At 46.4% G+C, this 12427-nt stretch carries 11 protein-coding genes; 10 read left to right on the top strand and 1 reads right to left on the bottom strand.

Annotated elements, in window-relative coordinates:
• Positions 1-295: 295 nt before the first annotated feature.
• The 6 genes from cyoA (at position 296) to IQR33_RS10545 (ending at position 6775) form a co-directional block, all read left to right on the top strand.
• The gene (cyoA, locus tag IQR33_RS10570) at positions 296-1177 is read left to right on the top strand and encodes a ubiquinol oxidase subunit II (RefSeq protein ID WP_005388604.1); all 882 of its coding nucleotides are present in this window, start codon (positions 296-298) and stop codon (positions 1175-1177) included.
• A 5-nt stretch (positions 1178-1182) separates the two neighbouring features.
• Complete coding sequence (cyoB, locus tag IQR33_RS10565) at positions 1183-3219, top strand: cytochrome o ubiquinol oxidase subunit I (protein ID WP_005375781.1); 2037 nt, start codon at positions 1183-1185, stop codon at positions 3217-3219.
• Complete coding sequence (gene cyoC / locus IQR33_RS10560; protein WP_005375782.1) at positions 3209-3811, top strand: cytochrome o ubiquinol oxidase subunit III; 603 nt, start codon at positions 3209-3211, stop codon at positions 3809-3811. The genes cyoB and cyoC overlap by 11 nt, the downstream gene beginning before the upstream one ends.
• The gene (gene cyoD, locus IQR33_RS10555) at positions 3811-4122 is read left to right on the top strand and encodes a cytochrome o ubiquinol oxidase subunit IV (RefSeq protein ID WP_012842490.1); all 312 of its coding nucleotides are present in this window, start codon (positions 3811-3813) and stop codon (positions 4120-4122) included. The genes cyoC and cyoD overlap by 1 nt, the downstream gene beginning before the upstream one ends.
• Positions 4083-4997, top strand: a complete 915-nt coding sequence (gene cyoE, locus IQR33_RS10550; protein ID WP_017634257.1) for a heme o synthase — start codon at positions 4083-4085, stop codon at positions 4995-4997. The genes cyoD and cyoE overlap by 40 nt, the downstream gene beginning before the upstream one ends.
• 671 nt (positions 4998-5668) lie before the next feature.
• Positions 5669-6775, top strand: coding sequence for an NADH:flavin oxidoreductase (locus IQR33_RS10545; RefSeq protein ID WP_017821199.1), 1107 nt, complete (start codon positions 5669-5671; stop codon positions 6773-6775).
• An 80-nt stretch (positions 6776-6855) separates the two neighbouring features.
• Here the strand turns inward: IQR33_RS10545 and IQR33_RS10540 are convergent, their stop codons facing one another.
• Positions 6856-7746: a LysR family transcriptional regulator gene (locus tag IQR33_RS10540; protein ID WP_005375788.1), complete on the bottom strand. Its 891-nt coding sequence runs from the start codon at positions 7744-7746 to the stop codon at positions 6856-6858.
• 155 nt (positions 7747-7901) lie between these two features.
• Between IQR33_RS10540 and IQR33_RS10535 the strand changes: the two genes are divergently transcribed.
• The 4 genes from IQR33_RS10535 to IQR33_RS10520 all read left to right on the top strand — a co-directional run.
• Positions 7902-8300, top strand: coding sequence for a RidA family protein (locus tag IQR33_RS10535; RefSeq protein ID WP_193837734.1), 399 nt, complete (start codon positions 7902-7904; stop codon positions 8298-8300).
• A 73-nt stretch (positions 8301-8373) separates the two neighbouring features.
• A complete protein-coding gene (locus IQR33_RS10530; protein WP_193843688.1) occupies positions 8374-9834 on the top strand; it encodes an aldehyde dehydrogenase family protein in 1461 nt (486 codons plus the stop codon).
• Positions 9835-9903: 69 nt separating this feature from the next.
• Entirely contained in the window at positions 9904-10893 is a 990-nt protein-coding gene (locus IQR33_RS10525) for a membrane dipeptidase (RefSeq protein WP_053303711.1), read from the top strand.
• 109 nt (positions 10894-11002) lie between these two features.
• Positions 11003-12427 (top strand): BCCT family transporter (locus IQR33_RS10520; RefSeq protein WP_228013842.1); only part of this gene is annotated, 1425 nt, incomplete at its 3' end.

The following is a 12427-nucleotide window of genomic DNA, read 5'->3' as shown; positions in this document are numbered from 1 at the left end:
ATCTCCACTCAATTCCGTTTTGTTTCGCTCTGAGCCCGACGTTACTCATGCTCAACACATAAACATTCTAATGACTATAACAACTGGTTCTTGGCTTGATACCAATCGTATCGTAGCAAATAACGGTTCATTCTAGCTGGTTAAATGCTTGATGACGAAGTTGAAAAATTGTAAGTAGAATAACTACTTAGCGAAGTTTCTTCTTGTTCTCATACATTACCTCTGCGCAATTTGTGAGCTCTTATTTACTTTGATTGGCATCTGCTTTGAAACCAGACAACCATCGAGAAAGTTAATGGAAGCCTCAAGATATAAACGCATCTTGTCGAGGGGAAGTTTGGCGTCCGTCATACTTATGCTCTCAGGATGTAATTCAGCTTTACTTGACCCCAAAGGTGCCATTGGTGTGCAAGAAAAAGAGTTAATTATTACTGCTCTTTTGCTGATGTTGATCGTTGTAATCCCTGTGATTTTAATGACGATTTACTTCGCTTACCGATACCGCGCCTCTAACACTGAAGAAGAGTACGCACCCGAGTGGTCACACTCGACCAAAATCGAAGTGGTGGTATGGACAATTCCAATCATCATCATTGCGATTCTTGCGACGATCACATGGCGTTCGACTCATGAACTAGAGCCCTCCAAACCATTGGAAAGTGATGTTAAACCAATGACCATCGAAGTGGTGTCACTCGATTGGAAATGGTTGTTCATCTATCCAGAGGAAAACATTGCGACGGTGAACTATGTGGCGTTCCCGAAAGACGTGCCAGTGCAGTTCAAACTGACTTCGGACAACATCATGAACGCGTTTTTCATCCCTCGCTTAGGTACACAGATCTACGCGATGCCAGGAATGGTAACCAAGCTCAACCTGATAGCGAACCACGAAGGTGACTACAAGGGTTTTGCATCGAACTACAGCGGCGAAGGCTTTTCGCAAATGAAGTTCACAGCTTCAGCAATGTCTGATCGTGCTGCGTTCCTAAATTGGGTGCAGAAAGTGAAGGCGAGCCCTGATCGTATTGAAGATTGGGAGCAATACAGCTCACTGGCAGCGCCAAGTATCGCAGAGCCAGTCACTTTGTTCTCTAGCGTTCCTCCGTTCTTGTTCACCGACGTTGTGACTCAGCATCCTGGTTCAATGAACTGTTTGCCTGAAAACCAAGGATAATCGTAATGTTTGGAAGATTAACTCTTGATTCAGTTCCATTCCACGAACCTATTATCGTCATCACCTTAGCGGTTGTGGCGCTGGTTGGTTTAGCCGTAGTTTACGCGGTAACTAAAGCCGGAAAGTGGCAATATTTGTGGAATGAATGGTTTACTTCAGTAGACCATAAAAAACTTGGCTTCATGTACATCGCAGTAGCGATGGTGATGCTTGTTCGTGGTTTTGCTGACGCAGTCATGATGCGTAGTCAGCAACTCCTTTCTTCTGCGGGTGAAGCAGGTTATTTGCCACCGCATCACTACGATCAAATTTTTACTGCCCACGGCGTGATCATGATCTTTTTTGTAGCGATGCCATTGGTCATTGGTTTGATGAACATCATCGTGCCATTGCAGATTGGTGCACGTGACGTAGCTTTCCCGTATCTGAATAACTTGAGCTTCTGGCTGTTTGTTGTTGGTGTCATCCTAACAAACATGTCTCTCGGCTTAGGTGAATTTGGTCGTACAGGTTGGCTAGCGTATCCGCCGCTTTCAGGTATTGAGGCAAGCCCAGGAGTCGGGGTCGACTATTGGATTTGGGCGCTGCAGATATCAGGTGTTGGTACGACGTTAACAGGCGTGAACTTCTTCGCGACCATTTTGCGTATGCGTACACCGTCTATGCCAATGATGAAGATGCCAGTTTTCACTTGGGCGTCTCTGTGTGCAAACATTTTGATCATCATTTCATTCCCAATCCTAACGGTGACTATCGCTCTGCTTACGCTGGATAGATACCTAGGCATGCACTTCTTTACCAATGATCTTGGCGGCAACGTAATGATGTACGTCAACCTGATTTGGGCTTGGGGTCACCCAGAAGTGTACATCTTGATCTTGCCAATTTTTGGTGTGTTCTCAGAAGTCACCGCAACCTTTTCACGTAAAAAGTTGTTCGGTTACACATCGCTAGTTTGGGCTACCGTAGTTATCACGATTCTTGCGTTTGTCGTTTGGCTACACCACTTCTTTACGATGGGATCTGGCGCGAACGTAAATGCCTTCTTCGGTATTGCCACGATGATCATTTCTATCCCAACTGGGGTGAAGATCTTCAACTGGCTATTCACCATGTACAAAGGCCGCATCCGCTTTACGACGCCAATGATGTGGACGGTGGGCTTCCTTATCACCTTTACTGTTGGTGGTATGACGGGCGTACTAATGGCGGTTCCGGGTGCGGACTTTGTTCTGCACAACTCTGTGTTCCTGATTGCGCACTTCCATAACGTAATCATTGGTGGTGTGGTGTTTGGATGTTTCGCTGCGATCACTTACTGGTTCCCGAAAGCGACCGGTTTCACCATGAATGAAACTTGGGGCAAACGCGCGTTCTATCTTTGGATTATTGGTTTCTTAATGGCGTTCTTACCGCTTTACGCGCTGGGCTTCATGGGGATGACTCGTCGTTTAAGCCAAGACATCAACCCAGAATACTTCCCACTGTTGTCGATTGCCGCAGCAGGTACGGTTGTGATTGCGCTGGGCGTATTGTCTCAGTTCATCCAAATTTACGTGAGTATCCGTGACCGCGAGCAAAACCGTGATCTAACTGGTGACCCGTGGGGTGGTCGTACTCTTGAGTGGGCAACATCGTCTCCACCGCCGTTCTACAACTTTGCGCACCTACCAAAAGGTGATGTGCTAGATGCCTTCTGGTACCAGAAACAAAGTGGCGAGTTCGATCCAACTAAAGAAGTGGAATACGAACGTATTCATATGCCAAAAAACACTGCAACAGGCATCTACGTGTCGGCTTGGTCGCTCCTATTTGGCTTCGGCATGATTTGGTACATCTGGTGGCTAGCGGCGGCAAGTTTGGTCGGTATTATCGTGACGTGTATTCAGCATAGCTATAACGATGATGTGGATTACTACGTGGAAGTTGAAGAGATCAAAGCAATTGAGGCCGAACGTCGAGCTCAGCTTGAAGAAGCGAAGAAAAACTCAGTGAAAGACAGCGAAAGTAAAGATGATCTGGAGGTGACGTATGCAAACTAATATCGCAGCACATCACGACCATGATCACCACCATGACACGAATGGCAACAAGCTATTTGGCTTCTGGGTTTACCTGATGAGTGACTGTGTATTGTTTGCGACCTTGTTCGCGACTTACGCTGTGCTGTCGAGCAATTCAATTGCGGGCCCAACAGGTAAAGACATTTTCGAACTCCCATTCGTGTTTGTCGAAACCATGTTGCTGCTGTTTAGCAGTATCACATTTGGTTTTGGCATTATCGCGATGAAGCGCAACAACGTTGCTGGTCTCAAACGCTGGATGTTAGTCACGTTCGCGCTTGGTCTTGGCTTTATCTGTATGGAGGTCTATGAGTTCCATCACCTGATTGAAGAAGGCTATGGGCCACAAACAAGTGCATTCCTATCGGCATTCTTTACGTTGGTTGGTACGCACGGCCTGCACGTAACCTTTGGTCTGATTTGGTTAGCGGTAGCGTATCATCAACTGTCGACGAAAGGTCTGAACGACAATATGGCAATGCGCTTTAACTGCTTAAGCCTATTCTGGCACTTTCTAGATATCGTTTGGATTTGTGTCTTTACTATCGTTTACTTACTGGGGGTAATGTAATGGATCAACATGTAGAAACCAGTGCGTCAGATTACGTGAAAGGCTTTATTGCCTCACTGATTCTGACGGTAATTCCGTTCTACTTTGTTTGGACGAAATCATTACCAGATACAACGACCTATGCGATTCTATTTGGATGTGCATTAGTGCAGATATTTGTTCACTTTAAATACTTCTTGCACATGGAAACAAAAACATCCGACGGACGTTGGAACCTTGTATCACTGATGTTTACCGCCATTGTTGTACTTATCCTTATCGCTGGCTCGGTATGGATCATCTACAACATGAACGTCAACATGAAGTTGTAGGTCAAGGTATGCTGAAAAGTTATTTGTCTATCACTAAACCGGGCATTATTTTCGGCAACCTGATTTCTGTTGCGGCGGGGTTCTTCCTCGCCGCAAAAACAGAACCAGCCAGTCTAATGTTGTTCGTTACGACGTTAGTTGGTGTTGGGTTAGTCATCGCTTCAGGTTGTGTGGTGAATAATATTTTCGATCGTGATATCGACCAAAAGATGGCACGTACACGAAATCGTGAAACAGTGAAAGGCAACATCAATATCGATATTGCGTTTGTTTATGCACTTGCTTTATTGCTGGTAGGAACCGCACTGTTATTTATCCGAGTGAACCCACTATCCGCTGTCGTCGTGTTGCTTGGCTACGTGTATTACGTGTTCTTTTACACGATGTGGTATAAACGTAACTCGGTGTATGGGACCTTAGTGGGAAGTATCTCAGGTGCAGTTCCGCCATTGGTGGGTTACTTAGCGGTAACAAACTTCATTAGCTTGGAAGCGATTTTACTCTTTACCATGTTCTGTCTCTGGCAAATGCCGCACTCGTATGCCATTGCCATGTTTCGCATGCAAGACTACCGAGAAGCTGGGATTCCCGTATTGCCAGTTAAAGAAGGTATTCATAAAGCGCATCGACACATGAAAGCGTATGTCGTGGCGTTTGGAGCAGTATCGTTGGGGTTATTTTTACTAGGTGAAGCCGGGTATGAATACTTAGCGGTTGCAGCGGTTGTTTGCTTTATGTGGACGAAAGTGACCTTTCGCAGCATTGATGACAACAACTACATCGCTTGGTCAAAGTCGGTGTTTAAAGTCTCACTGCTAGTGGTGATGGGGATCAGTGGTGTGCTTGGTGTCGAGTTGATTCCTCTAGCTCTGTAACAACCAAACCTAAGCGTTTGCTAAACGCCAATATCTTTTGCTGCTGAATGCATGAATGGCCTTACCTGGAAGTAAGGTCATTTAACTTTCTATTGTCCTTTATTTTCACTGTTTTTCCTGTTCCTCCTCTAGCTTCACTATCACGTATTCATATCTAAAAGCAAAAACAACCAGTGTGTAAAACATAGTGGATCGCGCGTTTCCGCTGACGCGTAATAATGCCAAGAGATAGCGACGATTAAGCCAAAAAGTATAAACAGCGCAATAACTCTACTTACCATATGAGAATTCAATATCGATAGTTTGTAATGTAAACATTGGGGGGAGTGCTAGTTCCCATGGCAGCATACAAACTAACAATGTGAATGTTTGAGTTGAATCACCAGCTAGCGAAATACAAAAGCTTTACGACTGAAAGTGGGTGACGAAGCATCTTAACTCCAGTGAAATGAACACGATTAAGAATCATCCTTTTACATAATCTAAAAACTCACTAAACCTTAACCCAGATTAAAGTTTTGTCGTCTCCGAGGCATTAAGGTGCGCCTGTAGTTTGCAGGTCTCAAGGATTCAGAGAAGGAACAGCCATACATCGTGTATCGCTGTTCCTTTTTCGTTCTTGTTTACTTGCGAAAAGATAAAACATAAAGACAACTTTAAGAGGACTGGTTTTGAGCATTTTGTTTTCCGAAGCCCGCATTGGCAACATGACCCTAAAGAACCGTTTTGTGCGAAGCGCAACGTGGGAGAACATGGCGACCGAAGATGGTCACATGACGGCAAAGCTTTACGATATTTACGAAACGCTTGCGAAAGGGGAAGTTGGGCTTATTGTTACGGGTTATGCCAATATCGTTGAAGAAGAGAAACCCAACGCAGGTATGATGGGGATCTACAACGACTCTTTTATTGAAGAATACAAAAAGCTAACAGAGCTAGTACATCAACAAGATTCTAAAATCGTGATGCAAATTGCTTACGGTGGCACCAAAACCACCCATAACGTCGGTGAGCGTGTCATCTTCGCTCCGAGTGACGTGCCTGAGCGTGGTACAAATACGCAAGGCAAAGCGATGACAAAGGACGAAATAGACTACATCGTAAAGGCATTCGCATTGGCGAGTAAACGTGCTCAAGACGCTGGTTTTGACGGAGTAGAGATTCATGCGGCGCACACTTATTTAATTAACCAGTTTTTAAGCCCGTACTATAATCGTCGCGAAGACGAATATGGTGGTGACTTAGAAAATCGCATGCGCTTTCTTTTAGAAATTTATTCTGAAACCAGAAAGCTGGTTGGAAGCGAATTTCCCATCCTCGTTAAACTGACGGCAACAGAGTTCTTTGACGGCGGTTTAACGTTCGATGAAACTCGCGTCGTCTGTAAGAAACTTGAAGAAATAGGCGTTGATGCGATCATCGTATCTGGCAATGTTCACGGCAAAGCAAACGAACTTGTTGGTCAAACGTTCGATGGTTACACACTACAAGAAGAAGGTTACTTTCACGAATATGGTCACGTGATCAGTCAGGACGTTAGTATACCGGTGATTACTGTCGGCGGGCTGAGCGACATTGATGCGATTGAGAAAATTGCAGAAAACACAGATATCCAATTTTTTGCTGTGTCACGCCCTTTATTGGCTGAGCCACAGTTGATCAAACGTTGGAAAGAAGGCAATCGCGCACCAGTAGATTGTGAGCGTTGCTCAAAGTGTCGTACCAAGCGTGGTAACTTTTGCGTGGTGTATAAGAACCGAAATCGTCGCAAAAAATAGAACGAAGCGAATACACAAATACAAATTAGCCTCCACTCTGAATATGGAGGCTTTTAATTATCCGCATGTTAATCGAACCATTATTTATCTTCTTTTTGATAGTTTAAATAATGCACACAAAGATCGTGAAATGCTTTAGCTTGAGGCGAGATCGTGCGATCGGTTAACGTAAATATACCAATTTGCCTTTCAAGTGGTGGATCGATAAGCGGGATCCAAACCAAGCGTGTTTCATTGGTTGGGAAAGCAAGCTTCGGTAGGGTCGTGACACCAATCCCAAGTTCTAAGACAGAAAACAGCGAAGTAATATTTTCGACCGAATAGAGCGCTTGCTGACTCAGAGCTCTTGCTGGGGTTGGATCGAGAAGTGTACAAGTGCCGTTACGGATAAAGGGTTGTTCCAACAAAGTTTGCCACTCGATTCCTTCTGGATGACTCGCAATAGGGTTGTCCTTTAAACACACCACGCCTATTGGATCGGCTAACAGCGGCGTAAAGTCAATGCCCCCCTCATCGAGGTGAGAGGGGTTACCGAGCGCTAAGTCGACCTCACCGGAGAGTAGGCGAGCCTCGACGCCAGCGGCATTATCGTCTATCAAGCTTACTTCTACATTTGGATACTGTTCGCAAAAGGCGCCCAACACGCTAGGAATGAGCTTCGCTGCAACAGAAGGAACGCTCGCAATTCGCACTCTCCCTTGCTGTCCGGCAGCGGCTGCTTTGAGATCGTTGTCTAGTGCACTGTAGATATTGAGAAACTGAACCACTTTGGGAAGACAAATTTCACCAAACGGGGTCAATTTGGTTTTGTTTCCGGGTTCAAACAGCGTTTGCCCTAGAATTTTTTCAAGCTCTTTTATCGATGTTGACAGTGCCGCCTGAGAACGATTTGCACGATGTGAAGCGGCTCGAAAGCCTCCTTCCTCGACTACCATCACAAAATGCATTAATTGTTGAAGCTTAATACTCATCCCTAATGCCTCTTAATCCCTTTATTTACGTTATTTTAAACAGAGTGATAAGTTTAATTTATCAAATGTCAAAAATTTACCGTTAGATTTATCGCTTGTCAATGTGCATCATTTAACCATATTGAAACAAAGCTGTTACAAAGGTTGAAAGGCACGTGAATACTCCTACTAAAAAACACCCAGTTAAAACCAGTCTATTTGCTTCTAAAGCGCCGCTTGAATGGGCGATAGTCAACAACGGAACCCTGTATACGGCTCAAATTCCTATTGATGACACAGGCGCGGTTGTGGAAGGCGGTATCGAAGCACAAACACGTCAAACCTTTAACAATCTCATTCACACCCTGGAGTGTGCAGGGGAGTCTTCGGACTCGGTGTTGCAGGTCCTGATTTATGTGACTGACAGAGAATACTTAAAGACCGTTAACCAAGTGTACGCGGAATATTTTGAAGCGCCGTACCCAAATCGCGCCGCCATGGTGGTTGCAGGGTTAGCGCGAGAAGAGATGTTGGTGGAGTTTGTTGTCTACGCGTCGGCAAGCAAACCAGAATAAATCCAATAAGAACAATTAGAGATCAGTGAGTGGGTGGCTTGCCATCACAAATCGGAAGAACAAGGAAAGAACCATGACTTTTATTAACAATGTTCAAGCAGAAAAATCCCTCTACATAGCAGGTGAATGGCAATCGGGCATGGACACCATCGCCAATATTAACCCTTCTGATATCAGCGAAAACATTGGCGATTTCGCACAAGCGAGTGTGTCGCAAGTAGAGCAAGCGATTCAAGCGGCTAAATCAGCGCAGTCAGAGTGGGAAAAAACACCAATCGAGCGCAAACAAGCAGTGTTGCAAGCGATTGGTGATGAGCTCATTGCACGATGTGACGAATTGGGTACCTTGCTTTCGCGTGAAGAAGGTAAGCCATTTGCTGAAGGTCGAGGTGAGATTTACCGTGCTGGCCAATTCTTCCAATACTTTGCTGCTGAGGTACTGCGTCAAATTGGCGATAACGCTGCTTCCGTCCGTCCAGGTGTCTCCGTTGAAGTTACTCGCGAAGCCGTCGGCGTTATCGCCATTATCTCTCCTTGGAACTTCCCAACAGCAACAGCGGCTTGGAAAATCGCGCCAGCACTTGCGTTTGGCAACAGTGTCGTCTGGAAGCCTGCCAACCTAACTCCAGCGAGTGCCGTTGCACTGACTGAGATTGTCCATCGCCAAGGTTTACCTGCTGGCACGTTTAACCTCGTTTTGGGTAGCGGTTCGCAAGTTGGTAATACCCTTATCAATTCGAAAGATGTGAACGGCGTGAGCTTCACTGGTTCTGTGGACACAGGCCGTAAAGTAGCGGCGGCAACGGCACCAAACTTTGTGCGTTGTCAGCTAGAGATGGGCAGCAAAAACGCGCTCGTAGTGGCCGATGATGCAGACATTCAAATTGCCGTTGAAGCCACAATCGCAGGCTCATTCTCGGGTGCAGGTCAAAAATGTACCGCGTCTTCTCGTCTTGTGGTTATGGACGGAATTCACGACGCGTATGTTGAAGCGCTAATCCAACGCATGAGCGAATTAAAAGTGGGTCACGCACTGGAAGAGGGCGTATTCATGGGTCCTGTTGTTGATGGTAACCAGCTGAATGCGAACTTTGAGTGGATTGAAAATGCACGCCAAGCAGGCGCGGAGCTGGCTTTCGGTGGTGAGCGTCTGAGCCTAGAGCATGACGGTTACTATATGTCACCAACCCTGTTCTTGAACACACAAAACAGCTGGGAAGTGAACCAAGAAGAAGTCTTTGCACCAATGGCAAGCGTGATTCGCGTTTCTGATCTGGATGAGGCAATTGCAGTCGCGAACGATACGCGCTTTGGCCTGACAGGCGGCATTATCACGCAAAGTCTGCGCAATAGCGCGATCTTCAAACAGCAAGTCCAAACGGGCTGCGTCATGGTTAACTTGCCAACTGCGGGTACAGATTATCACGTCCCATTTGGTGGCCGTAAAGAATCTAGCTTTGGCCCTCGTGAGCAAGGGCAGTACGCCAAAGAGTTCTACACCGTGGTGAAAACCGCTTATCAGCGCCCTTACTAAGAACAGCAGGGTAGCTGATGGTGTCAGTTACCCGCACTGAAAGGCTAAGAAATTGTTTAAGGAGTGGTTATGTACCAACAACGGATTGTGATTGACGGATTGCAGTACTGCAATTGGGATCGAGAGTATTTCCAAACGCTTAAGGCGAGTGGCATTACCGCCGTTCATGCCACCATCGTCTACCACGAAACTGCGCGCGAAACCTTAACGCGTTTTGCTGAATGGAACTTGCGCTTCGAGCAAAATGCGGACCTCATCATGCCTATTTATTCAATGGCAGATGTAGAAAAAGCCAAAGCAGAAGGCAAAGTCGGCATCTTCTTCGGCGCGCAAAATTGCTCACCAATCGATGATGAAATTGGTCTGATTGAAGTGATGCGCCGCCAAGGTCTGCTGATCATGCAACTGACCTACAACAACCAAAGCTTACTGGCGACAGGTTGTTACGAACAAAACGATTCCGGCGTAACTCGCTTTGGTAAACAAGCGATTGAAGAGATGAACCGAGTCGGGATGATCATTGATATGTCCCACAGCGCGGAGCGTTCGACGTTGGAAGCTATCGAGCTCTCTTCGCGTCCAATTTGTATCAGCCATGCTAACCCGACATTTGCGCATGACGCACTGCGCAACAAGTCCAACACCGTGATCAAAGCACTGACGGAGCGCGGTGGTTTGATTGGATTCAGTTTATATCCATTCCATTTGCCAAATGGCAGCCAGTGCACGCTGGATGATTTCTGCCAGATGGTTGCGAAAACCGCAGACATGTTTGGCGTTGACCATTTAGGTATCGGTAGCGATTTGTGCCTAAATCAGCCGCAACAAGTGTTGGAGTGGATGCGCAACGGGCGTTGGTCAAAAGCGATGGATTACGGCGAAGGTTCTGCAAGTAACTCGGGATGGCCAGATGCGCTGCCATGGTTCTGCGGCAGCGCAGGGATGGAGAACATCTACAACGGATTAATGGGTCACGGATTCAGTGAATCTGAGGCTGGAAAAATATTGGGTGAAAACTGGTTCAACTTCCTTAAAGAAGGATTAGAGCCTATTTCATAGCATTCCCCAAAGTAGGAACCGCCTGCCCACATAATAACAATACGGCAGGCGTAAAACTCACATTTGTAGCCAGTCTTTGGCTGCTGCAAAGAACCTCTGGAGCCAGAGTATGTCTGATTTAACCAATAGCATGAAAGCTTCCACGATGAGCGTGTCATCGGGCAAGTCGAAAGCAAAACACAACACATCAACAACAGAAAACACGACGGACAAATTAGGACTGAGTAACCCGGCCTTTTGGTATAGCGGTGGTTTCATCGCGTTGTTCGTTGCTATTGCACTTTATGACGGCGAGCTGTTATCTACGATCGTTAACGCTGGCTTTGGCTGGGCAGTTCAGGTATTTGGTCCATACTGGCAGTTACTGCTGCTTCTCACTTTTCTTATTGGTCTTGGCTTGGCTGCAGGGCGAACAGGCAAGGTGATGTTGGGCGGGATTGCAAAACCAGAAATGGATTCTTTCCGCTGGATGGCGATTATTTTCTGTACCTTATTGGCTGGTGGTGGTGTTTTCTGGGCCGCGGCTGAGCCTATCGCGCATTACGTTAGCCCACCCCCTTTGTACGGCGCGCAAGATAACCCGCAGCAAGGTGCGGTGAATGCGTTGTCGCAATCCTTTATGCACTGGGGCTTTCTGGCTTGGGCGATTGTAGGTAGCTTAACTTCCATCGTGGTGATGCACCTACATTACGACAAAGGTTTACCACTAAAACCCCGTATTTTGCTTTACCCAGTCTTGGGCGAACGAGCACTTAAAGGCCAACTCGGTGCATTGATTGACGCGTGCTGCATTATCGCGGTAGCCGCAGGCACCATCGGGCCAATTGGGTTTCTAGGCTTACAGGTTAGCTACGCGTTAAATGCGCTGTTTGATATTCCTGATGGCTTTACCACTCAGCTTATCATCATTTTGTTTGCGATTGCGCTTTACACCTTGTCAGCGCTCAGTGGATTAAGCCGAGGCATGCAACTGCTTAGTCGTTACAACGTGATTCTGGCAATGGCATTGATGGTTTACATCCTGTTTTTTGGCCCTACGAATTCTATCTTTAACGGATACATTCAAGGTGTAGGGAGCATGCTGGATAACTTTATCCCAATGGCGACCTATCGCGGTGACGAAGGTTGGCTAAGTTGGTGGACAGTATTTTTCTGGGGCTGGTTCCTGGGTTATGGTCCGATGATGGCAATCTTTATTGCGCGTATTTCCCGTGGTCGCACTATTCGCCAAGTTATTTCAACCATCAGTATAGTGGCTCCGTTAACCACTTGTTTTTGGTTCACGATTGTGGGCGGCTCAGGCCTTGCGTTTGAAATTGCTGAACCGGGTAGTGTGAGTGCGGCGTTTGAAGGCTTTAACTTGCCAGGTGCTTTGCTTGCGGTGACTCAGCAACTACCAATGCCAATGCTGACTTCAATTCTATTTCTGATTTTAACCACGATCTTCATCGTCACGACGGGCGACTCAATGACCTACACAATCAGTGTCGTGATCAGTGGTGAAACGGAGCCGAATGCGATCATCCGTACCTTC

Origin of the sequence: Vibrio sp. OPT46 (assembly GCF_015163535.1) — a bacterium.
Classification (GTDB): Bacteria; Pseudomonadota; Gammaproteobacteria; order Enterobacterales; family Vibrionaceae; genus Vibrio; species Vibrio alginolyticus.
Note: the sequence above shows the minus strand (reverse complement) of the source record. Positions and strands in the feature narration are given on the sequence as shown.

Excerpts from the sequence above, each read along its gene's own strand:
- cyoA (WP_005388604.1), top strand. The coding sequence starts at position 296 with ATGGAAGCCTCAAGATATAAACGCATCTTGTCGAGGGGAAGTTTGGCG.
- cyoB (WP_005375781.1), top strand. The coding sequence starts at position 1,183 with ATGTTTGGAAGATTAACTCTTGATTCAGTTCCATTCCACGAACCTATT.
- cyoC (WP_005375782.1), top strand. The coding sequence starts at position 3,209 with ATGCAAACTAATATCGCAGCACATCACGACCATGATCACCACCATGAC.
- cyoD (WP_012842490.1), top strand. The coding sequence starts at position 3,811 with ATGGATCAACATGTAGAAACCAGTGCGTCAGATTACGTGAAAGGCTTT.
- cyoE (WP_017634257.1), top strand. The coding sequence starts at position 4,083 with ATGGATCATCTACAACATGAACGTCAACATGAAGTTGTAGGTCAAGGT.
- IQR33_RS10540 (WP_005375788.1), bottom strand. The coding sequence starts at position 7,746 with ATGAGTATTAAGCTTCAACAATTAATGCATTTTGTGATGGTAGTCGAG.
- IQR33_RS10530 (WP_193843688.1), top strand. The coding sequence starts at position 8,374 with ATGACTTTTATTAACAATGTTCAAGCAGAAAAATCCCTCTACATAGCA.
- IQR33_RS10525 (WP_053303711.1), top strand. The coding sequence starts at position 9,904 with ATGTACCAACAACGGATTGTGATTGACGGATTGCAGTACTGCAATTGG.